The organism is Psychrobacter sp. AOP31-B2-9 (assembly GCF_052378005.1).
Classification (GTDB): Bacteria; Pseudomonadota; Gammaproteobacteria; order Pseudomonadales; family Moraxellaceae; genus Psychrobacter.
Window position 1 is genome coordinate 1 of sequence record NZ_JBQSXG010000019.1, and the last position, 21,812, is coordinate 21,812.

Sequence of the window (21,812 nt, forward strand, 5' to 3'; positions counted from 1 at the left end):
AATAAATAGCACTTCTAACGACAGAGTACCAATATGTCTTTTCCCCTCTTGCTCATTCTACTTAGCTTAATTGCGATCGTACCCATATTCTTTGTGATGAAGGAAAAATCTAAGCACACTCAAAATAACTCTATACAACGCCATCAAGAGTATTTAGCATCGGCGCATCATATCGCGGTTCAGTCTCAAGCAGAGTCAATTAAAGAGTCAGTAGGTAATGAACAAGATAGCACTCTTAGCGTAATTAATTTTTCAGCTCATCATCCATTTGTACAACTGCTATATAACGAGCAAGTGCCTAAGAATTTTCGAGTTACTATGGATGCTATTGGTCAGCAATACGAGTCCACGCATCACGATGAAATTACTGAATCACAGTTATTCACCTTCAATAAACTCATCGCTACCCGTGTGCCAGAATTGATTACTGACTATCTAAGCCTTGACCAAAGCTATGCAAAAACAGTCGTTATTGATACCGATCGACAAAATACCAGTTATGACATTGTATTAGAACAGTTGAACTCAATTTTAGATTTTTCGCAAAAGCTTAATACCCAAAGCCAAAGTGGTGTCGTTGACAAACTGCTTGCCAGTCGCCGATATTTGGACGATGTCTACAAAGAAAGCGGTATGGCAGCCGACAGTTTAAAGATAAAATAAATTGCTTTTGGCTCGTCATCAAACGCCTCTTACCTTACTCACTAAGATAGTGGACACTTATAACAGTCAATAATTAATACAAAAACTGACTCACATAATTTACTGTGCGTAAATAAAGCACGCTTATTGGATAAAGATCTACTCATGAATTATTTTAACTCACACTCGCCAACTGCCAAATTTTTCTATCGGATAGTACCTGTTGCTTTTTTTAGTGTCTTGCTACTGGCAGCTTGTCAAAAAGGCTCAGAACCTGAGTCAGATAATGACACACAGACCGAAACAGCCGTACAAACAACGCCCGTCACGACCAATATCAACGCCCCTGACACTGGTGCTGACGCTGATGCAAACTTAGACAACAATACCGACAATACGACAGCACAGCCAACAGATGCAAATAGTGATATTAGTTTAGAACAGTTAGAAGGTGACGTTGAGGCGAACAACTCAGCACCACCCACGACTGAGGTAAAACCTAACCCTGAGCAAGCGATCAAAGGGACACAAATCACCGATGTCCGTTATGAAAACGCAACAGGTGAAACGCTATCAGTGATATTCGAGACCTCAGCGGAAGGTACGCTAAATGCTATTGTCACAATGTCCAATAAACCAAAGATGACGCTAAGTGCACCAAAAGGCCAAGGTAATAACCCTACTTATCGCTCGAAGGATGGTAGCCTTGAGCTGGTCAGTCATGCTGGCGGTGGTACTATCGACCTTGTCCAAAATAACAAAGTCACTAGTTTTGATGCGGTCAGTGCAGAAGCAGAAGTCGTCACTGAGTAATGCCTAAGCCTTACTATTTATCAAAATCTGCTATAAAAAATTGCCATAAAAAAAGCGGCACACGTTAAATAATAGCGTGTACCGCTTCTGCTGCTGATTGTTTTGTTTTAGCCAAACCCAGTAGCTTTCCCAAATAGACTGACCAACCAGCTCATCATTACCCATAATCCCCAGCCAACCACCACAATGACAATCAATCCTAAAATATCAGGAATATGCAAATACAGCCAAGCAATAATAGGGATTCGCCAAAAGCGGCTGTGCTGCTGCTTGTCTTCTAATGACTGATGTAAGAATGGTCGATCCATGTGCATGGTTTCAGTGATGCCATACTCATCATGCAGATGCCCGTGCACGATACCCAAGGTTTTACGGCTCGGACGAATAAATATGTCAAACAATGTGCCAATACCAGGCACGATACCCACCACCATATCGATAAGCGCCAGTCTGACAGCAGGCGTCATCTTATGTGCAGGCACACCCAATTGACGACCCAACACAAATGCATAACTGGTCAAAGCCAGTCCCGCCAAATCACCTGCCAGCGGAATAGTCGATAGCGCAGCGTCCGCACCCATGCCTTGTTTGGTAAACGGTATCCGTACTAACGAATCCATGGTATTGGCAAATTTTGCCAGTTTACGCTCCGTTGCGATGACTTGCTCGCGTGTGAGGCCCTGCTCAGCCAATCGTGCCTGATAATCGATAGCAGACGTATTGGTATCAAAGATTTTTTTCGCTTTTAACCTTGATACCTTATTTAACTCATCCATTAACCGTTGTCCATATACAAGCGATGGCAATGAGCGCAAAGATGTAACGTCCCACCCAAATATTGGCCAAAAATGCCTGAAAGCAAGCGCGCGCGTTGTAACTAGCACAAGCACTGTTTTGCTTGGTAAACATCATGGCTACTAATGCCAAACCAAATACTGGCGTAATGCCTAAAGTGGTCGGTGAAAAATAATGCCATATGACCACGCCCATAATTAGCAAAAATAACGTCTGTAGTAGCGAGATGATAATCACATCATAGCGACCAAATAATATCGCCGTTGATTTTACACCAATTTTTAAATCGTCCTCGCGGTCAGCCATGGCATACTGTGTGTCATAAGCTACCGTCCAGCACATATAGGCGATAAACAACAACCAACACCAAATGTCAGGCGTGCCTTGTATCGCCACATAGGCCATCGGTATCGCCCAACCAAAAGCCGCTGCTAAAAACACTTGTGGCAAATGGGTGTAGCGTTTCATAAATGGATAAATAAACGCCAATACAACCGCACCAAGCGACCAATAAAACACAGCAATGGGTAGGAAGAATAGTAAACTGGCACTTAATAACACCAACACCAAAAATGCAGCAACGGCTTCCTTACCTGATAGGCGTCCATCCGCTAATGGTCGTCCCTTAGTACGAGTCACATGACCATCGACTTTTCGATCAGCGAAGTCATTAATGGCGCAACCAGCTGCCCGCATAAAAACCGCACCAAGCGCAAAGATTATAAATATCTTAAAACTCGGCAGTGCTGCTGGCGCGCCTTGTTGCTGAGCCTGACCCATCGCAGCCAGTAGCACACCCCATAATGTTGGCCATAACAATAGCTCAATGCCCACAGGTTTATCAAAGCGGGTCAATTGAATATAAGCTTGTAGTTTATCTTTAAATGTCATGGTTATTTATTATCATCAATAGAATATGTTATATACGCGCTCATAGTCTTTGCGAAAAGCGACTAAAATGACTGTTAAGTGATTTGGCTAGTTACTGAATTGTCTGGTTAATGAATTAGCTAGTTAATGAATTAGCTAGTTACTGAATTTGTTTCCACAATTGGTTGGCTTCTACTAGTGACATCTCAGGATACTGTTTGCGCAAAGCTTTCAGTGCAGGGACTTTATCTTTCTGTGATGCTTGCTGACGCAAAAAATCCAGCTGCTCTTGTGGATTGCTTAGCTCTTTTAGACGTGCTTCGAGCCGCAGGATTCGAGTACGCAAAATGATATTAATCAATAATAGCGCCGCACCCATCGCCCAAATAATTAGCGTTGACATTCCTTGCTCCTAAATCCATTTTTCTTGTAAACAATCACTATCAAACAGTCACTAGTAAACAGTTACTATCCAACAATCTCTAGTAAACAGTCACTATCAAGCAAAATAACCGTCAAAGCGCACTGCCTCATTATGCCAGCTTTCACTAGGTTGTTGGCTTGCTAAAAATGGGGCCTGCTGAGGACGTTTTACGACCACACGACCAGAGTGCTGTGTAGATTGACTAACGATAGATTGTGCTGACTTGAGCAGCTGACACTCTTCTTCTACTGTTGGCGGGCTTGCTAGTTGATGTAATGCTTGCATGTGCTTGCCCACTTTAGCACCTTTTCCTGTCTTGCTGTCTTGATAGCTGTCCTCTGGAAACATAGGATCCAGATATACGACATCAATAACCTTACTATCACTGGTCATTGGTTCCGCTTTGAGCATTTCAAAATAACTCAGCGCATCAATATTTACAATTTGTAGACGTGACATTAGCTTTTGCCAGTTCGGCAACGCACTCATACGCTGCTGCTCTACCAATAATAGCAATGCCATTAATGGTTGCTGCTCTAGCATGGTGACCTGTGCGCCAGTACTACCCAATATTAGGCTATCATGACCGAAACCAGCCGTCGCATCAATAACATTACTATCCGATGTGATCTTAGCAGCCTGCAATAGCAACTCGGACTTTCGTCCTGCACTCACCACACGGCGTTGTAGTTTGTCCCACTCTGGCGTCACACTCAGACCATCACTGAGCCATGATAGCTTATCTTTATTATCCAATAATAAGATAGGTTGAGTGGCGCTATGACTTAATTGCTGGCGACGTTTTTGTGTTAATTTATCGACAGACAACTCAGCGTTTAATATGATTGGTAATCGGTGCTGTTCTATCAATGCTTGCAACATATCCACTTGACTGTGCTGCGACTCGCTCACGTAGAGTAGCTGGCACTGCATAAAGGCGATAGCCTTATTAGAAACTGTATCCAACCTACTCATGACTACCCTCTTTACGACTGCTAATAACGCTATAAGTCATAGCAACAGCTAACCTGCCATTTGATAACCAAAGCCCCAAGCAGCGATCAAAACAAGCACACCTGTGATAATACGTAACCAAGCAAAGATGGTAAAATCACGACGGCTCACCCATGCCACAAGCAAACGAATACAAAGTAAAGCGACGATAAATGACACCACCGTGCCAACGCCCAGCACTAGCCAATCGTCACTATTGGTCAGTACGTCGCCATGTTTGATTAAATCTAATAGTGCCGCACCTACAATAACAGGAATACCTAAAAAGAATGAAAACTCTGCTGACGCTTTGCGCGAGACACCAAGCCACAGGGCACCAATGATAGTAGCACCTGAGCGTGATGTTCCTGGTATTAGTGCCAAGCATTGAAATAACCCAATCATCAACGCTGTTTTTAGGCTGACATCTTCAGCTTCATTTGCAATGACCGCTTTAGGACGACTCTCAACATAGAATATCAACAAACCACCAATGATGAGCATAATTGCGACAGTAATCGGATTAAATAAATAGGCTTTAATCTCATCAGCGAAGGTAAAACCAACGATCATTACAGGAATAGTAGATACAATCAAACTCAGTCCAAGTTGCCTTGGGTTATTCATGCCTTCTGCTTTACCCGTTAGCAAGCCCATGAGCGCTTGCCACAGTCTACCCCAATAGTCATAAATAACGGCCAAGATAGCACCCAATTGCACGACAACGACGAACAAATCGACTTTTTCTTTGGTCCAAAAACCCATCACATCTGCTGATAAAATTAGGTAGCCCGTACTAGAAATGGGTAAAAACTCAGTGATACCTTCAACGATACCCATGATGACAGCTTGAATTAATAAAATAATATCCACGGTGGCTTTCCTAGATACAAACCTATTGGTTAATACAGTTTTTAGTGTGTTGTTATATTTTGCATAGTACGACAAATGACTGAAAACAACTATGCTTTGCCTTGCTCTTTCAGCGTTTTCCAAGCTTGGTTACGTAAGTACTTTGGTAAAGCTTGTGACGCCTCTACTCCACCTATCGCCATAAATTGCGCGATACCGAGCTGACCGATGACCACCGCATCCGGTGACACGTATTCATGCCATGCTTGTGTATCATGCAAAGTCAATAAACCTGCGCCATTACCGACTACTGGGATATCAAGGTCAGTTTGGCTGTCATAATCCAGCAGCTGCTCGGTGCTATCATTATCAGCAATCAGTACTGGCTGCATAATGCCGGCTTCACTATCGATTACTGCGTACTGCCCAAAATACACTTGCTGCATACGAGCATCCAGCGCACTATAGACTTGTGTCAGACCATATTGGTTATACGCACGCTGCGCAATCGCCTGTAAGCTTGAAACGCCCACACAAGGAGTGTCATGTGCGACAGATAGCGCTTGTACTACCGCTGTATTGATTCTGATACCGCTAAAAGCGCCAGGACCACGGTTAAAGATCAAGGCCTGTATATCAGCCAGCTTTAACTGCGCTTCAGATAAGGCCGCATCGATCATGGGTAGAATCTGCTGAGTCTGCTGACGCTTACCAGTTTCGGTATGACTCGATAGTACCTGACCATCTACATCCAAAATTGCGATCGAGCACTGATCAAACACAGTATCCATTGCTAAAAACATCATCACCTCGGCTTGTACGCTTGGCATCATAAAATAGTGCCTATCATAGCATTTAGGACAAACAAATAAAATAGTGCCTATCATAGCATTTAGGACAAACAAATTTTATGACTTTCTACGTTTTTCATACTTTATCCATGCGTACTGAGTCAGAGTAGAGAAAAAGAAAAAGCCTCAAAACCATATCAGTTTTGAGGCTCCATCAAAAATTATAAGCAGTACAATCAGCTATGGTTTAAAAGCGGGTTTTAAACTTCTTTGGCGCTTGATTTTGCATTTCTTGCATTTGCTTTTGCATCTCTTCAGTGCTTGGCATGTTGTTTGGATCAAGACCCATCTGTTTTGCCATTTGCTCTGGGTTCACATCTTTTGCGCCACCTTGCTGACCACCACCGCCGAATAACGGACCAGCACCACCTGCTCCGCCGCCGCCCATCAAACCTTTCATAGACTTCATCATTTTACTGATGCCTTCCGGCTTAGAGATCATTTTCATCATTTTGGCCATCTGCTTATGCTGCTTTAGCAAACGATTCACGTCTTGAATCTCGCGACCAGAACCTGCAGCGATACGACGCTTACGGCTTGGATTAATCTTATCAGGGTTTTTACGCTCAAACGGTGTCATAGAATTAATCAAGGCTTCCATTTCACGCACTTTTTCTTCTGGCTTGGCATCTTCAACGGCTTTTTGCATATCAGAGCCACCCATACCTGGCATTTTATCTAAAAATCCTGCCATGCCGCCCATATTTTTCATTTGCTGAAACTGCGTTAACAGATCCTCAAGGTCGAATTCACCGCCCTTTTGCATCTTTTTCGCCATTTTTTCGGCTTTATCGCGGTCGATTTTTTGCTCGACTTCTTCAACCAAGCTCAGTACATCACCCATACCTAAGATACGCTGAGCAATACGCTCAGGATGGAACAGCTCTAGCTCGTCTAGTTTCTCACCGCGACCTAAAAACTTGATTGGCTTACCTGTGATGGCACGCACAGAAAGTGCAGCACCACCGCGAGCATCACCATCTGTCTTGGTCAGAATAACACCTGTTAATGGCAATGCATCATTAAAAGCTTTTGCGGTATTGGCCGCATCTTGACCGGTCATCGCATCGACGACAAATAGTGTTTCAGATGGACTGACGGCAGCCGTTAACGCCTTAATCTCATCCATCATCGTGTCATCAATATGTAGACGACCAGCGGTATCAATGATTAAAATATCTTGATACTGGATTTTTGCTTCTTCGATCGCACGTTGCGCGATATCGATTGGGTTTTCGTCAGTGCTTGAGTTCACAAACTTAGCATTTACCTGACCTGCTACTTGCTCAAGCTGCTTGATGGCGGCTGGACGATAAACATCCGCCGAAACCAACATGACTTTTTTCTTATGACGCTCTTGTAAGAACTTGGCCAACTTACCCGCGGTAGTCGTTTTACCTGCACCTTGCAAACCTGCCAGTAAATAGACAACTGGTGGCTTACCTGTCATTTCTAACTGTTGATTGGCACTGCCCATCATTTCCGTCAGCTCGTCATGGACGATTTTGACAAAGGCCTGTCCTGGAGCCAGCTCTTTTAGAACTTCTGCACCCAGCGCTTGCTCTTTAACACGTTTAACAAAGTCACGAGTGACAGGTAGCGCCACATCGGCTTCGAGCAAGGCCATGCGCACTTCGCGCAAGGTATCTTTGATGTTATCTTCGGTTAGCTGTCCACTACCCACGATATTTCGCAGGCTTGAGGATAGTCGTTCTGTTAAAGTATCAAACATAAATAACTCTCAGTTAAAAATAATTCTTAGTAAAACCTTTTGAAGGGTTTATAAACAATATTCGGGCATAGCATGAAATATTAGATCAGCATTTATAAAATAATGATAAAAACAGCATATTATCAACACTATAGCATCAAGTAGACTCAAAAATTGATAAGCTTTTTATAAAATTATTGATTCGCAAATATATTTTTAAGCCAGGGCATTGTGTTTGGTATACCCTAAGTCTTTATAAGTAATACGCAATATGGTACTCAATTGGCTGTCATTTTATGATAAATTAAACAATTATTCTAATCATTCCGATAATACCATTTTAGCATCAATCTGAGTGGCCGTTTTACACTCAGTATGAGACGAGGCTTTATGTCTGTGAACCTTGCATTCTTACTTGCTAGCCTAGCTTATCTCTTAGTCAGCGTTTACATTGGTTGGGCGTTAACTCGAGGTAAATCCATTCATAAAGGCATCAGTCTGGGATTATTAACAATCGGTATGATGGCACATGCAGTGCTACTTTATCCTTATGTCGTAACCCTTTACGGTCTGAATTTTAATCTATTTAATATCATTAGCCTGATCAGTTTGTTTTTCTTATTTTTCTATGTTCTGTTTTGTCTCTATCGCCCTATCATTAGCCTTGCTATTTTAGCAGCACCTACGGCATTAATAGGTATGACTGTTGGCTATATCGGTCGCGCCCCTTATCAACCTATTACCAATATCAGTGTTGGGCTTGAGGCGCATATACTACTATCTTTGGCGGCCTATTGTGTGCTGCTGATGGCCGCGGTGCAAGCGCTATTTTTACGCTTACAAATTCGTGAGCTAAAACATCACACGATCCATCGCTTTTGGGTCAATAAGCTACCCTCATTACAAAGCATGGAAAGCTTATTATTCGACATGCTATTGGTTGGCTTTGTCTTACTCAGTATTGCGCTAGGTATTGGCTTTATCTATGTACACGACTTGATGTCTCAACATATTGTTCATAAAACCGCGTTTAGTCTACTCTCATGGTTATTGTTTGGCACGTTATTAGTAGGTAGTTGGCGTGCAGGCTGGCGTGGTAAAAGGGCTGCCAATATCACTATTTATGCCTTTATTCTACTGGCTATTGGTTTTATCGGTAGCAAATTCGTTTTAGAAATGCTGTTATAAAACAATAAAAAGCATAGCGTTCAGCAGTTATAACCACTGACGGCTATGTTTTTATAAAAACTAACTGTCGAATGTTTTAATTAAAAACCACCGTCTTATTACCCGCTACAATCACACGATTTTGCACATGCCAATTGACCGCACGCGCCAATACATTACGCTCAATATCACGCCCTATAGCACGCAACTCAGTCACACCTTGACGATGCGTCACGCGATGCACATCTTGCTCAATAATAGGCCCTTGATCCAATTCAGCAGTAACATAATGCGCCGTTGCACCAATCAGTTTCACGCCTTTATCATAGGCCTGACGATAAGGGTCCGCTCCCACAAAGGCTGGCAAGAATGAGTGATGGATATTGATGACTTTCATCGGCCAACGCTTCACAAAATCAGATGATAATATCTGCATATAACGCGCTAATACGAGCAAGTCATTGCCCGCCATCAGCTCATGAATTTGCTCTTCTGCCTCTGCTTTATTGGCTTTGCTAACAGGCACATGATGAAAAGTGATACCGAAGTTTTCTACCGCTTGACGCAAATCAGGGTGATTACTAACCACACAAGTAATATCACAATCAAGCAGACCACGCTGATGCCGCCATAACAAATCTAACAACGCATGATCAAATTTCGATACCAAAATACCAACCTTGGTTTTGATCGCATTGTTATGTAACCGCCATTCCATATTATAACGTCTAGCCACCGTATGATTGAAGCTGGCTTTAAAATTATCAATGATATCGCTCAATCCTGCCAAGGCAAACTCTAAACGCATAAAATACTGACCGCCTTCATGAGCAGTGGAATATTGATCAAGCGTAATAATATTAGCACCATAACGATGAATAAACTCAGATACCGCTTGCACGATACCCGCCTGATCTTTGCACTTAATCAGTAATGTCGCGGTATCGATAGCAGCCGTTGTTGGCGTATTAGGAGAAGTACTACTAGGCTGCGTGTTCGATGGCGAAACAATATTTGTATTATCTGACATAGTAAACCCAATTAAAAAAATGAAACCTGCTACTAAAGCCAAATGCTAGAGCATAGTAAACTGGTTATTTTAGTCTTTTTTTTGAATCTTTGCTGAATGAGTTGGTTGTTTTTTATAACAATTGCATAAATAACAGGTTAACTGAAAAATAATCTTTACTATTAGATAATCAACAACATAGCCGCTGCATTTCGAGGTATAATAACCACCCTTAAAACCACAATAATCATAAAAATATTTGAGTATTCATCTCTTTTATGGTATAAATGTCGGCTTTAAAATTTTCTGAATTGGTACGCCTGTTATTTGCCTTTAGATAACAACAATGCCAACTCAACATTCATATAGTTTTGTTTGGTGCAAAGCTGCCGCTTGCTGTGTCCATGCCGCAAAAACGTGCAACTTGCCCAGACTGGTATGAGAAAAACTCATACCTCATAGATTAGGAGTTCGCCATGTCTCGAGTTTGCCAAGTGACTGGAAAGCGCCCTATGGTGGGTAATAATGTTTCGCACGCAAACAACAAAACCCGTCGTCGCTTTCTACCAAACCTTCACAACCATCGTTTTTGGGTAGAGTCTGAAAATCGTTTTGTACGTCTACGTGTGTCTACCAAAGGTATGCGCATCATTGACAAACTTGGTATCGATAAAGTGCTAGCAGATATGCGCGCACAAGGTCAAAAGATTTAAGTTGAGACTTGCAGCTTAGTGTATTGATAATTTTCAACCGTTAAGCTGCCATTCTGCTACCTTTTATATAGTTATTTTATATAATCACCTTGTGTAGCCACTTAACCTTTTAGATCCGTACCTATCGTTTGAAGACCCCTCATTTACAGGAAAGCTATCATGAGAGATAAAATTAAGTTAGTATCAACTGCTGGTACTGGGTATTACTATACCACTACCAAAAACAAGCGCACTATGCCTGGCAAAATGGAAATTAAGAAATACGATCCAAAAGTACGCCAGCACGTTGTTTTTAAAGAAGCTAAAATCAAATAATTTATTGTTTAAATAAATTATTTGTATAAAAAAGGGTTTATCAATTGATAAACCCTTTTTTTATTGCTCATTGATTTTAATTGAGGTATCCATTGTCACATCAGAATTTGTCACACCAAAATTGTGATTATCAAAATCACTTCTCTGTAATATCAATCAACTGTAATGCGCTGGCTCTTTGTCATAAACATGTGCATGCCACTGACTCATCTGCTTTTGCATAATGACTTGAATCGCCGCATGAATCATATGCTGACCAATCGCTTGCGTATCAGTACCCAGTATTTCTTTCAGTTTTTCAGAAAAATCTATCGTCATCAGTGGCGCTTCATCTTGTTCCGCATCACGCAATAACAACCTACCGTCTTCGGCTTCTACCAGCTCCAGTGTGGTTTCTTTCGCAAATCCTGCAAATTGGTCAGTACTCTCATTATCTACTTCTATATCATTATCGATATCATATGGCATTAATTTTTTCCTTATTATCCCGTCTAATTATGTATAAAGACAATTGCGTGTAAAAACTTAACCTCTTACAGCAATACGGGGAGATCATCGTCCTTATACAATGGACGCTTTGGCCATCAAATTCAAGTGCTGTCACATAAGTCTTCTCTATAGGTAACCACTTAAGCATAAAACTTATGAAAAAATCAGCGCCAGTAACGCAGTTTTCCTAAAGTAAATAAGAAAGCGACGAACATCCCCAAATAATAAACCAGTTTTAGCTCAAGAGTTGGATCGCGATATTTAAAAGGCAGTGCCACCGTGGCGGTAGCAGTAGGCAGTATCAACAGCATAATCAGCCAATTTTCCATGACATTGAGCCAACCTTGAAAGTCCGTACCATGACGCAACGAGGATAACCCTAGTAGCAAACATGCTATGATCAAACTAGTAAACAAACCATTTGGTAAGTCTTTTGGGTAGATAATATTGGCAATATTAGTAGGCATGATTCGCATGTGAAATTCCAGTCATGCTTATAGAGCATGACTTAGTGGTTAAAAAGTGTGTAAAAAACTTATAAAAACATCATATTAATTATGCAGCAGTATCAGTGATAGCATCATAAATAATCTGTATAGTTGGCAGCATGTCTAATTTATAAAGTACTGACTATAAAATCATTCAACTATAAGTGCCCATCAACCATAGCATCGAGATACAAGACGTTAAATAACCCAAACTAATCGCATTCCATCCCTCTATATGCATGCCTTTAATCTTGTTAACTATACGTGAGCCTACCCAAAAAAACAGGGGAATACCAATCATAAACGAGGGTACTATCACGGCTGCATGACGTACTACCTCTCCTACATCATCGCCTACCATCAAGCGAAAACCATACCCTGCTAGACTAAGCACAAGTGCAAACATTGCTAAGCCAATGGTAATACCTCTCGGTACCAAACTGCGTTGTATTGGCTGTTCCTGACGTTGCTGTGCTGAGCTTGTCTCTGATTCAGACGGCGTTGACAAGTCGGTTGAATTGTTTGTATTCATACTTCACCTTTGTGTAACTCGCTATCATATATCATTGTGAATCGTACTTCATAATGAACCATACTACGTCATTAATCGTGGGGCGTATTTGATGGCCATATATAAGCATATTTTTTGAGTGAGTTTTTGATGCGTCCATAAATCAGGTCAAAAAACATGCTATGTCATTTGGCTATAACTACTGACTACAATTACTTACCGTTAGCCAGTGCCAGCTCTGCGCGCATCTCATCAATAGCATTTTTATAGTCTTCTTGATTAAATATCGCAGAACCTGCAACAAACATATCAGCACCTGCTTCTGCAATCGCACGAATATTATTGGCTTTGATACCACCATCCACTTCTAGTCTAATATCACGACCGCTTGTAATAATACGCTGGCGAACTTGGCGAACCTTCTCTAAGGTACCTTCAATAAATGATTGGCCACCATAACCAGGGTTGACGCTCATTAGTAAGATTTGATCCACTTTATCCATGACATAATCTAAATAATGCAGCGGAGTCGCTGGGTTCAATACCAAACCACACTCTGCACCACCATCTTTAATCAATTGTAACGAACGATCAATGTGTCCACTCGCTTCTGGGTGAAAAGTGATAACGCTCGCACCCGCTTCTAGAAATTGCTCAATCATGCTATCAACTGGTGATACCATAAGGTGTACATCAATGGGAGCATCAATACCATAATCTCGCAATGCCTGACAAATCATACTACCAAATGTTAAGTTGGGTACATAATGATTGTCCATCACATCAAAATGAATTACATCGGCACCTGACTCTAATACCTTTTCAACATCTTCTCCTAAACGTGCAAAATCAGCTGAAAGTATGGATGGGGCTATTAGATATGGCTTAGAAGGGCTAATCATAGTAGAACTACCTAATTTATATGTAAATAAAGTACTGATAGAATAAAAGTTAGATGCTGGCTTATACACTATTATAAGCCTTTCATGCATCGATATTGAATAAAAAAACTATCGCGGCTTATACTGAGTTTTACAGTAAGCACGACCCACGCCAAAATCACGTTTCGCTTGATGTTTGGTCGCACGGCTGCTGACTCTCTGACGCCACAAGCGAAAAGATGATGGCTTTAGCGTTTGACGCATGAGCTTAATGACACCAGCTTCATTGAGACCGTAGCTATACTCTATTGCCCCAAATGGTGTTCTGTCTTCCCATGCCATCTCTATCACTCGTGAGTGTTGCGACTCATCAAGCACCTGCTCACCCTCGCTGTTGACGTTTTTTGCAATAAACGCTTCTGACTGGACTTGAGATATTTGGTCGTTATTTTCATGACTGGTCTGCTGCTTGTTCTTTAACGCTGCATCCATATCTGCTTGCATAGTCGCCAGCGCTGACTTCGCAGCGCTAGCGTCTGATTGCTGATCGCACACAGAACGCGTACTAGCATTAAATGCCGTTGAGTCTTGATAACTTGCCATAAATTTACCTTTTAAATACTCGGTTCTAGTTCTGACAGCATAGCGAAAATAGCTCGATATCAGTGCCTAGCTAAGTTGCGCCATGCGCCAATGATGTTCGATATGATCATCAATGATGCTCTGAATAAAGTAATAACTATGATCGTGACCCGCTTGATAGCGTAGGGTTAAAGGCTGTTTTACTTTTTCACAAGCTTGCTGCAATTTAGCAGTTTGTAGTTGACCTTCTGCTAAAAAATTGTCATCAGCACCTTGATCGACCAAAATACTCGAATACTGCTGACCAACTTCTTCAATCACTTTTGAGGCATCTGATTGTAACCATAGTGATTTATCATCACCAAAATATTCTGTATAGGCAGCCTCTCCCCACGCTGACTCACTGGCTGCACATACTGGCGATAATGCTGAGACACTGACAAATTTTCCTGGAAACTTAAAGCCTAATAACAATGCGCCATGACCACCCATAGAGTGCCCTGTGATACCAATACTTTGAATCGGGAACTCTGAACGTAGCAAATCATGTAGCTCATCGACGATGTAACTTTGCATATTAAAATGCTCTGCCCAAGGTGCTTGCGTGGCATCAACATAGTAACTAGCGCCTTGCCCAACAAAATAACGCTCATCGTTGGCCACATCATTGCCTTCACTACTGCGAGGAGAGGTGTCAGGTGCGATAAATATCATGCCAAGATCACTACATTTTTGTTGAAAATGTGCTTTGTGCGTAACATTGTCAGCATTACAAGTGAGGCCTGATAAATACAAAACTGCTGGGCAAAGACGGCCAGCAAGTGCTTCATCCGGTAGATAAACACTAAACGTCATTGGCGTTTTAGTCGTTGCCGATTGATGGCTATAATAATGTTGCTCTCCATCAAAACAGCGATTCACACTTTGTTGAGTGAGTTGTGAATTGGCAGACAAACTGTGATTGTAAGAATGATTCATGAGTAACGCTCCTTTTATCTAAAGAAAAACACATGATGACTTATAAAAGCTTCTATCAAAAAGCCTCTATAATGTCATCCCTTATAAATGAATAGCAGATACTTATTCCGTGGTTATGACTGTCGCCACCATTGGCGGACTCACCTCATTATTATCCCCGATAGGAATAACAGTCGTATTGGAGTCCTCAGTGATGCTAGCAACTGATGGTCGTGCTTTATCAAATAGTACTCGTTCAAACGCAGGTAAAGCCGTTTCCATAAGACTACCAATAAACATCTGCGGGTCTGACGATTCAAAACCCATCAAACTCTCTTTTTCACTGACACGTAGACGAGCATCTTTAAAGGCAGACTCAAAGCTGGTGTTGTCTCGCATGCTTTCAGCGAAAAACGCTTGACCAAAATAGGTCATCTCTGCGGTATTGGTACAGCCAAATGAAGCTTTTTCAGTAGCTGATGCTGTAATCACTACCGTGGTCGGAGATGCCAACTCATCGATGAATGATCCTGAATAACAAGCAGAGACCACAATCACCCGCCAACGAATGCCTGAATCATCTAAAGCAGCACGTAACCAGGCTGCATCTAAGTTTTCCATTGCTAATGGTGGATTGGCGAGTTGTATGATGTTCTCATTGCCATGTGAGGATAGTGTGAGGAATAATACATCTTCGTCAGCATTCATCTGCTGACCGATTCTTTTTAAACCGCGTAAAATACTAGTTTTGGTAGCGATTGGCTCATCTAGCCAGCTATAAGTATTATTGATTAATGATAGAGAATGGCCACTAGTACCAAAGCGTACATCAAATAACTCACGTACTTTATTAATTTCAGAACGGAAGACATTTTGATCCGAGAACCCTGCAACACCCATAAAGTACCAGTCGGTTTTTCCCAAGATACTTGGATCAATACTATTTAAAGCTTGTTGCAATAGACGTGGCTGCTCATATAATGCAGCTTCTTCTAAAACTGGCTCTATAGGAATCTGCTTAAATATGGGTTGGTCAGTAACATTACGCTGCCAAATTGTCAAAAGTGCAACAGCACCTACCAATACAATCACTCGCTCCCACCAAGGCAGCCGGAAACGATGGAAAAAAATCCATAGTAATGCCAATGTCTGCCATAAAAACAGCACTAAAAATAAAATGGGTAAAAATGAATAGCTCCAATCAGGCAGCCAACCATAACTACTCAAGTATTGTACTAAGCTTTGTAATAACGCTGACAATGTATCAGCGACCAACCATAACACCACTGGTACAAATACCAGTGCTTGATTGCCTGCACGTCGTGCCAAGATAATGCCACCCAACAGGATAATCATTGGCCAAATCAAATAGCTAACCAGCCCCTGCTCATTAAAGACACTACTATTTTCCGCAGCCAACCACGAAAACAGCACATTGCTACCAAGTGCTGATAGTGCAAACACAGCAAACTGCATAAAAGTCGGTTTGACCCAAGAAAACGCACGGGTTGACCCTACCAACATCCACAAAGTGGCAATAATATTGGCAGCGAAGTTGAGCGAAAAGCGCTGAAGCGATACAGTTTTTAACGACGCAAGTGACAAAGACTTAAACCTCTAGCCAGCCGAGAAAAATAAAGTGAGCCAATGATAAGTGTTTTACTATTTGTATCATCTGATATCGTTTATTGACTTTTCAACGAGTCAGATGGACAGCAAGTTTATATTTGATTCACTATGAAATGATTATAAGAGGTGAAAAGCAAAAACTGAAAACTAGGACTAACAGTCTAGCTTGCTAATCTATCTTAATTGTAACGGATTGTTAGTCTAGAGGATAAGACTGATTTGTAAAATTACTCATATGCAAATTAAAAATAAAAAAGAGGTCTTGCAAGCAAGACCTCTTTGTTGATGAAATAATAACCATTATTTCATCAATAGCTCATTAACACGTTTTAGATAAGCCGCTGGATCATCTAGTTGACCACCATCTGCTAATAATGCTTGATCAAAAATCACTTGAGCCAAGTCATCAAATTGCTCGCTACTTTCAAGTTTTCTGATTAATGGGTGCTCAGGGTTTACTTCGAGCGTTGGCTTGCTCTCCGGTACATCTTGTCCCATCTGTTTCAGCATTTGGATCATCTGTGGTGATAGCTCACCCTCACCCACAACCAAACAAGCTGGGCTATCAACCAAACGAGTGGATACTTTTACATCTTTAGCTCGTTCGCCTAGAGCAGATTTTAGCTTATCAACCACCGGCTTTAAGCTTTCTTCTGCTTTTTCAGCCTCTGCTTTTTCAGCTTCATCTTGCAAATCACCTAAATCCACTGCACCTTTGGCGATGTTTTGTAGCGGTGTTTCATCAAATGAGGTCAAGAAATTCATTGCCCATTCATCAACACGACTGGTCATCAAGATAACTTCGATGCCTTTCTTTTTGAACAACTCTAACTGAGGGCTGTTCTTTGCCGCTGCCAAATTATCAGCTGTTAGATAATAGATGGCTTTTTGGCCTTCTTTCATGCGACCTTTGTAGTCTTCAAAGCTAGTTTCAACTTTGTCACTTGTACTCGTCGCATAACGAAGCAACTTGGCAATACGTTCTTGATTGCCCATGTCTTCGCCTAAACCTTCTTTGATGACATCACCAAACTCAGCATAGAACTGAGCAAACTTCTCTTGCTTATCGCTGTCTTCGCTATTGGCCAAACTTGCCAATGTCGTCAGAATACGACGAGCGTTACCATCACGAATAGATTTTACATCACGTGACTCTTGTAGTAGCTCACGGCTAACGTTCAATGGTAAGTCGGCTGAGTCGATAACACCTTTGACGAAGCGTAGGTACATCGGCAGGAGCTGCTCGGCTTCATCCATAATAAAGACACGCTTAACATACAATTTCAGACCATGTTGCTGTTCGCGAGTATACAAATCCGCTGGTGCTTTTTTGGGGATATATAACAATTGAGTGTACTGAACACGACCTTCAACACGGTTGTGCGTCCAAGTAAGCGGTGCATCCATGTCATACGAGATGTTTTTATAAAAATCAACATACTCATCATCTTCAATCTCAGATGCTGAACGTGTCCATAATGCACTGGCTTTGTTGATGGTTTCCCATTCATCAGTCAATACCATCTCGCCACTAGCCGGCGTGTCATCGTTCTCATCTTCTTTTACGTCTTCTTGCCAGATTTCTTTACGCATTTGAATCGGTAAGCTGATGTGATCTGAGTATTTATTGACTAAACGCTTAATTTTACCACGATCTAAGTAGCTGTCTTCACCTTCAGAGTACTCTTCTTTGAGATGCAAAGTGATGGCAGTGCCGCGAGCGACCTTTGTGATAGGTTCTACTGTAAAGCTACCTGTACCGTCTGATACCCAGCGTACACCCTTGTCAGCAGGCTCTCCAGCTTTGCGTGATTCAACGCTAATCGTATCCGCTACGATAAATCCTGAGTAGAAACCCACACCGAACTGTCCAATTAACTGACCATCTTGCTTTTGTGATTCAGATAATTTATCCAAAAATGCTTTGGTACCTGACTTAGCAATTGTCCCTAAATTTTCAATAGCATCTGTTTCATTCATACCAATACCATTATCGGTAAAGGTAATGGTTTTCGCCTCTTCATCAAGATCGATACGAATTTTTAGCTCGCCATCATCTTCATAAAGGCTATCGTCATTATTTGCTTCAAAACGCAATTTATCGCAAGCATCCGAGGCGTTTGAGACCAACTCACGCACAAATATATCCGCATTAGAATATAGCGAATGCGTCACTAAGTGTAGCAACTGCGCTACTTCTGCTTCAAATGTATGTTTTTTTAATTCAGGGTTTAGGCCATCGGCTTGAGTTGCTTCACTCATAAAACACTCCTTTAAATTCCATTAAAAACTTATTATAAGTAACAGTAAAACACATCAAAAAGGCTCTAATAATATCAAAACCGCTCTAGCGTTAAATACTATTAAGCTGTTTATACTAATAGGGGCATAGGTGAAAATTTCAAGCTAAAAACATTTATTCAATAAAAAACACCACCCTAGTTCCCTAAGGTGGTGTCATTATATTGAAAATCAAAAGCTTAATGGCTTTCGTACCATGTCTACGTATGGTACCTATTAATTATAAACAGCTAGCAAGGTGACGCGCTGGATCTGAGTCACGAGCTGCCATTGCATCTTCAACGCTTAAACCTAATGCGTTAGCCACACCTTCACCATAAGCAGGGTCACACCAATTACAATTACGAATGTGACGATACTGAATAAAGTCAGGTACGCCAGCCATATTTCTTGCGGTATTTTCAAATAATACTTGCTGCTGCTCAGCACTCATTAAATTGAATAACGCACGGGGTTGGCTAAAGTAGTCGCTATCATCTTCACGAAAATCATAGTGTGCTGCATCACCATCAATTTTCAATGGTGGCTCAGCATAATCCGGCTGCTCCTGCCATTGGCTAAAACTATTTGGCTCATAGTGTGGACGACTACCATAATTATTATCGACACGTCCTTGACCATCACGGTGATTGCTCATCACTGGGCAGCGTGGTTTATTGACAGGAATCTGCTGATGATTAACACCAACACGATAACGCTGGGCATCGGCATAGTTAATCAAACGATTTTGTAGCATCTTATCTGGTGAGACACTGATACCCGGCACCAAATTACTTGGTGCGAATGCTGCTTGCTCAACATCAACAAAATAGTTATCAGCGTTTTTGTTCAATTCAAACTCACCAACCTCTATCAAAGGATAATCACCTTTTGGCCATACCTTAGTCAAATCAAATGGATGATAAGGAACGGTATCAGCCTCAGCTTCTGGCATGATTTGCACATAGAGCTTCCATTTTGGAAAATCACTATTTTCAATGGCATCATATAAGTCTTTTTGATTGCTTTCACGGTCCATAGCAACGACTTCGGCTGCTTCAGCATCGGTCAAATTTTTGATGCCTTGCTGAGTACGAAAATGAAACTTAACCCAAAAACGCTCGTTGGCTTCATTCCAAAAGCTATAAGTATGCGAGCCAAAACCATGCATGTTTCTATATGAGGCGGGGATACCACGATCACTCATTACCACGGTAACCTGATGAAAGGATTCTGGTAATAAAGTCCAAAAGTCCCAGTTGTTGGTCGCCGAGCGCATATTGGTACGTGGATCACGTTTTACGGCTTTGTTTAAATCTGGAAACTTACGTGGATCGCGTAAGAAGAATACTGGTGTGTTATTACCTACCAAATCCCAGTTGCCCTCTTCTGTATAAAATTTTAGCGCAAAGCCACGAATATCACGCTCAGCATCAGCAGCACCACGCTCACCTGCAACTGTACTGAAGCGCGCAAACATCTCGGTCTGCTTGCCCACTTCACTGAATATTTTGGCTCGAGTATATTGACTGATGTCATTGGTCACAGTAAACGTACCAAATGCACCAGAACCTTTGGCATGCATACGACGCTCTGGGATAACCTCACGAACAAAGTTACCTAGCTTCTCATTTAGCCAAATATCTTGCGCCAATAAGGGTCCGCGCTTACCTGCGGTCATGCTGTTTTGATTATCAGCAACTGGTGCACCATTACCCATTGTTAACTGTGTAGGTGCGTATGGACATTTTTTATCGCTCACGGGTCTTCTCCTTTGGATAGTAAATCATTTAAAGTACAAAACCTATTCTGAATAAGCTTCTATCAATATATCCAGAAGAGTAGTAAATTTTTTCGAAAAACGACTATCTGTTTTCATAGTAACCTTTAAGTGCAATAACATTGTTTTGTTAGAACCATTACAACCGATTACTATAAATTTGTAAAATAAATTAACTATATATTTTTGTTTTGTTTTACCAAACAATAGAGAAGGTTAAAAACTAGCGAGGCATCGGACGAATGGTCAGAATTTGCTCACTACGCCCAAAAGGCCCATGTACATCATGCAATACGGCACTGGTAAGCCCTATGCCGTCATCGCCGTACTGTTGTACAGCTTCGATACCGAGCCAACGGCCTTTCGGCACACGATGCATGTGAATTTGTAAATCAGTATTAGGAAACATCCACTCTAACCCTGATAAACCGAGACCGAGTCGCGGTACAACACCATTGGCAGTATCAACCATACCCACTAAATGCACCATATCATCAGTAAGCTGGCCCTCTACCATTTCTACATCATTGGTTATCCATACCATGCCTTTACCAGGTCGACGCTCAGGGTCAGCAACTAAGCGCACACTCTCAATAAAACCGCCCGGCCAGCCTTGCATATCATTCCAAACTGGCAAGTCTTCAGGTTTGTGTTTGGCTTTTCGATCTTCAATTCCTGCTATCGAGCTGGTGTCTTGAGTCATGAGTCGCCACGCGCGAGCAATGATAGCGTCACGGCCACGACTGCTCATTACCGCCTCAATAAGCTCAATCGTCTTGCCTGGACGAATACAACGCGTGGTAATGGTAAAATCATCAAGCGGTATCAGCCCTAAAATATCAAGGCTGATACGAGCAACACGGGTATTTGCTTGCGGGACATAGCCTGTGAGCTCAGCAGTCAGCAATCCTGTTGCTGGTGCCATGTGTTGCTCGTGCTCATTCCAAGCACCTTGTGCATGCTCAGTTGGCTTATAATAAGCAACAGTGACACCATCGTCCTGCTGTTCACGTTTGATAAATTGGTAATAAGCTGCCATAACTGTCCTATATTTCGTACT

At 41.7% G+C, this 21,812-nt stretch carries 23 protein-coding genes; 5 read left to right on the top strand and 18 right to left on the bottom strand.

What is annotated here, in order from left to right; all coding sequences use genetic code 11:
* Positions 1 to 33 precede the first annotated feature (33 nt).
* Both ACT3SX_RS03875 and ACT3SX_RS03880 read left to right on the top strand, forming a co-directional pair.
* Complete coding sequence (locus ACT3SX_RS03875) at positions 34 to 663, top strand: hypothetical protein (protein ID WP_192518998.1); 630 nt, start codon at positions 34 to 36, stop codon at positions 661 to 663.
* Positions 664 to 807: 144 nt separating this feature from the next.
* Positions 808 to 1,455 (top strand): hypothetical protein, encoded by a 648-nt coding sequence (locus tag ACT3SX_RS03880; RefSeq protein ID WP_192518997.1) that lies wholly within the window; start codon positions 808 to 810, stop codon positions 1,453 to 1,455.
* Positions 1,456 to 1,562: 107 nt separating this feature from the next.
* Here ACT3SX_RS03880 and ACT3SX_RS03885 read toward each other — a convergent pair whose 3' ends face one another.
* The 7 genes from ACT3SX_RS03885 to ffh all read right to left on the bottom strand — a co-directional run bounded on the left by ACT3SX_RS03885 (position 1,563) and on the right by ffh (position 7,972).
* Positions 1,563 to 2,231 carry a DUF4112 domain-containing protein gene (locus ACT3SX_RS03885; RefSeq protein ID WP_192518996.1) on the bottom strand — a complete coding sequence of 223 codons (669 nt, stop codon included), beginning with the start codon at positions 2,229 to 2,231 and terminating at the stop codon, positions 1,563 to 1,565.
* Positions 2,224 to 3,141, bottom strand: a complete 918-nt coding sequence (gene ubiA / locus ACT3SX_RS03890) for a 4-hydroxybenzoate octaprenyltransferase (protein WP_442061846.1) — start codon at positions 3,139 to 3,141, stop codon at positions 2,224 to 2,226. Before ubiA ends, ACT3SX_RS03885 begins: the two co-directional genes overlap by 8 nt.
* Positions 3,142 to 3,280: 139 nt before the next feature.
* The gene (locus ACT3SX_RS03895; protein WP_192518994.1) at positions 3,281 to 3,523 is read right to left on the bottom strand and encodes a hypothetical protein; all 243 of its coding nucleotides are present in this window, start codon (positions 3,521 to 3,523) and stop codon (positions 3,281 to 3,283) included.
* A 96-nt stretch (positions 3,524 to 3,619) separates the two neighbouring features.
* Entirely contained in the window at positions 3,620 to 4,519 is a 900-nt protein-coding gene (locus ACT3SX_RS03900) for a class I SAM-dependent methyltransferase (RefSeq protein WP_192518993.1), read from the bottom strand.
* Between the two features lie 48 nt (positions 4,520 to 4,567).
* Complete coding sequence (locus tag ACT3SX_RS03905) at positions 4,568 to 5,410, bottom strand: undecaprenyl-diphosphate phosphatase (RefSeq protein WP_192518992.1); 843 nt, start codon at positions 5,408 to 5,410, stop codon at positions 4,568 to 4,570.
* An 89-nt stretch (positions 5,411 to 5,499) separates the two neighbouring features.
* Entirely contained in the window at positions 5,500 to 6,192 is a 693-nt protein-coding gene (gene tsaB, locus ACT3SX_RS03910) for a tRNA (adenosine(37)-N6)-threonylcarbamoyltransferase complex dimerization subunit type 1 TsaB (protein WP_192519001.1), read from the bottom strand.
* A 235-nt stretch (positions 6,193 to 6,427) separates the two neighbouring features.
* Complete coding sequence (ffh, locus tag ACT3SX_RS03915) at positions 6,428 to 7,972, bottom strand: signal recognition particle protein (protein ID WP_192518991.1); 1,545 nt, start codon at positions 7,970 to 7,972, stop codon at positions 6,428 to 6,430.
* A 369-nt stretch (positions 7,973 to 8,341) separates the two neighbouring features.
* Here ffh and ACT3SX_RS03920 point away from each other — a divergent pair, with 369 nt between their 5' ends.
* The gene (locus tag ACT3SX_RS03920) at positions 8,342 to 9,139 is read left to right on the top strand and encodes a cytochrome C assembly family protein (RefSeq protein WP_413038441.1); all 798 of its coding nucleotides are present in this window, start codon (positions 8,342 to 8,344) and stop codon (positions 9,137 to 9,139) included.
* Between the two features lie 76 nt (positions 9,140 to 9,215).
* On the opposite strand, the gene purU is transcribed toward ACT3SX_RS03920, so the two are convergent.
* Complete coding sequence (gene purU / locus ACT3SX_RS03925; protein ID WP_225739130.1) at positions 9,216 to 10,148, bottom strand: formyltetrahydrofolate deformylase; 933 nt, start codon at positions 10,146 to 10,148, stop codon at positions 9,216 to 9,218.
* Between the two features lie 455 nt (positions 10,149 to 10,603).
* On the opposite strand from purU, the gene rpmB reads away from it, so the two are divergent.
* Positions 10,604 to 10,840 (top strand): 50S ribosomal protein L28, encoded by a 237-nt coding sequence (gene rpmB, locus ACT3SX_RS03930; RefSeq protein ID WP_192518989.1) that lies wholly within the window; start codon positions 10,604 to 10,606, stop codon positions 10,838 to 10,840.
* Between the two features lie 159 nt (positions 10,841 to 10,999).
* Positions 11,000 to 11,155, top strand: a complete 156-nt coding sequence (gene rpmG, locus ACT3SX_RS03935; protein WP_192518988.1) for a 50S ribosomal protein L33 — start codon at positions 11,000 to 11,002, stop codon at positions 11,153 to 11,155.
* Between the two features lie 156 nt (positions 11,156 to 11,311).
* On the opposite strand, the gene ACT3SX_RS03940 is transcribed toward rpmG, so the two are convergent.
* From ACT3SX_RS03940 to ACT3SX_RS03985, 10 genes are all read right to left on the bottom strand, one after another.
* A complete protein-coding gene (locus tag ACT3SX_RS03940) occupies positions 11,312 to 11,623 on the bottom strand; it encodes a hypothetical protein (RefSeq protein WP_192518987.1) in 312 nt (103 codons plus the stop codon).
* A 185-nt stretch (positions 11,624 to 11,808) separates the two neighbouring features.
* On the bottom strand, positions 11,809 to 12,120 hold the full coding sequence (locus tag ACT3SX_RS03945; protein ID WP_192518986.1) for a hypothetical protein: 312 nt from the start codon (positions 12,118 to 12,120) through the stop codon (positions 11,809 to 11,811).
* 166 nt (positions 12,121 to 12,286) lie between these two features.
* Entirely contained in the window at positions 12,287 to 12,664 is a 378-nt protein-coding gene (locus ACT3SX_RS03950; RefSeq protein ID WP_225739129.1) for a hypothetical protein, read from the bottom strand.
* Positions 12,665 to 12,855: 191 nt separating this feature from the next.
* Entirely contained in the window at positions 12,856 to 13,545 is a 690-nt protein-coding gene (rpe, locus tag ACT3SX_RS03955) for a ribulose-phosphate 3-epimerase (RefSeq protein WP_192991914.1), read from the bottom strand.
* 108 nt (positions 13,546 to 13,653) lie between these two features.
* Positions 13,654 to 13,902 carry a TIGR03643 family protein gene (locus ACT3SX_RS03960; protein WP_318779518.1) on the bottom strand — a complete coding sequence of 83 codons (249 nt, stop codon included), beginning with the start codon at positions 13,900 to 13,902 and terminating at the stop codon, positions 13,654 to 13,656.
* A gap of 291 nt (positions 13,903 to 14,193) precedes the next feature.
* The gene (gene fghA / locus ACT3SX_RS03965) at positions 14,194 to 15,084 is read right to left on the bottom strand and encodes an S-formylglutathione hydrolase (protein WP_192518983.1); all 891 of its coding nucleotides are present in this window, start codon (positions 15,082 to 15,084) and stop codon (positions 14,194 to 14,196) included.
* Positions 15,085 to 15,186: 102 nt separating this feature from the next.
* Positions 15,187 to 16,668, bottom strand: coding sequence for a C13 family peptidase (locus tag ACT3SX_RS03970; RefSeq protein WP_192991915.1), 1,482 nt, complete (start codon positions 16,666 to 16,668; stop codon positions 15,187 to 15,189).
* A gap of 324 nt (positions 16,669 to 16,992) precedes the next feature.
* A complete protein-coding gene (htpG, locus tag ACT3SX_RS03975) occupies positions 16,993 to 18,954 on the bottom strand; it encodes a molecular chaperone HtpG (RefSeq protein ID WP_192991916.1) in 1,962 nt (653 codons plus the stop codon).
* A gap of 259 nt (positions 18,955 to 19,213) precedes the next feature.
* Positions 19,214 to 20,692, bottom strand: coding sequence for a catalase (locus tag ACT3SX_RS03980; RefSeq protein WP_225739131.1), 1,479 nt, complete (start codon positions 20,690 to 20,692; stop codon positions 19,214 to 19,216).
* A gap of 283 nt (positions 20,693 to 20,975) precedes the next feature.
* Complete coding sequence (locus tag ACT3SX_RS03985) at positions 20,976 to 21,791, bottom strand: thioesterase family protein (protein ID WP_192518979.1); 816 nt, start codon at positions 21,789 to 21,791, stop codon at positions 20,976 to 20,978.
* Positions 21,792 to 21,812: the final 21 nt, after the last annotated feature.

Coding starts and splice junctions, on each gene's coding strand:
- ffh (WP_192518991.1), bottom strand. CDS start 7,972: ATGTTTGATACTTTAACAGAACGACTATCCTCAAGCCTGCGAAATATC.
- ACT3SX_RS03985 (WP_192518979.1), bottom strand. CDS start 21,791: ATGGCAGCTTATTACCAATTTATCAAACGTGAACAGCAGGACGATGGT.
- ACT3SX_RS03945 (WP_192518986.1), bottom strand. CDS start 12,120: ATGCGAATCATGCCTACTAATATTGCCAATATTATCTACCCAAAAGAC.
- fghA (WP_192518983.1), bottom strand. CDS start 15,084: ATGAATCATTCTTACAATCACAGTTTGTCTGCCAATTCACAACTCACT.
- ACT3SX_RS03895 (WP_192518994.1), bottom strand. CDS start 3,523: ATGTCAACGCTAATTATTTGGGCGATGGGTGCGGCGCTATTATTGATT.
- ACT3SX_RS03885 (WP_192518996.1), bottom strand. CDS start 2,231: ATGGATGAGTTAAATAAGGTATCAAGGTTAAAAGCGAAAAAAATCTTT.
- ubiA (WP_442061846.1), bottom strand. CDS start 3,141: ATGACATTTAAAGATAAACTACAAGCTTATATTCAATTGACCCGCTTT.
- rpmG (WP_192518988.1), top strand. CDS start 11,000: ATGAGAGATAAAATTAAGTTAGTATCAACTGCTGGTACTGGGTATTAC.
- ACT3SX_RS03980 (WP_225739131.1), bottom strand. CDS start 20,692: ATGGGTAATGGTGCACCAGTTGCTGATAATCAAAACAGCATGACCGCA.
- ACT3SX_RS03940 (WP_192518987.1), bottom strand. CDS start 11,623: ATGCCATATGATATCGATAATGATATAGAAGTAGATAATGAGAGTACT.
- tsaB (WP_192519001.1), bottom strand. CDS start 6,192: ATGTTTTTAGCAATGGATACTGTGTTTGATCAGTGCTCGATCGCAATT.
- ACT3SX_RS03875 (WP_192518998.1), top strand. CDS start 34: ATGTCTTTTCCCCTCTTGCTCATTCTACTTAGCTTAATTGCGATCGTA.
- ACT3SX_RS03950 (WP_225739129.1), bottom strand. CDS start 12,664: ATGAATACAAACAATTCAACCGACTTGTCAACGCCGTCTGAATCAGAG.
- ACT3SX_RS03920 (WP_413038441.1), top strand. CDS start 8,342: ATGTCTGTGAACCTTGCATTCTTACTTGCTAGCCTAGCTTATCTCTTA.
- htpG (WP_192991916.1), bottom strand. CDS start 18,954: ATGAGTGAAGCAACTCAAGCCGATGGCCTAAACCCTGAATTAAAAAAA.
- ACT3SX_RS03880 (WP_192518997.1), top strand. CDS start 808: ATGAATTATTTTAACTCACACTCGCCAACTGCCAAATTTTTCTATCGG.
- rpe (WP_192991914.1), bottom strand. CDS start 13,545: ATGATTAGCCCTTCTAAGCCATATCTAATAGCCCCATCCATACTTTCA.
- ACT3SX_RS03900 (WP_192518993.1), bottom strand. CDS start 4,519: ATGAGTAGGTTGGATACAGTTTCTAATAAGGCTATCGCCTTTATGCAG.
- rpmB (WP_192518989.1), top strand. CDS start 10,604: ATGTCTCGAGTTTGCCAAGTGACTGGAAAGCGCCCTATGGTGGGTAAT.
- purU (WP_225739130.1), bottom strand. CDS start 10,148: ATGTCAGATAATACAAATATTGTTTCGCCATCGAACACGCAGCCTAGT.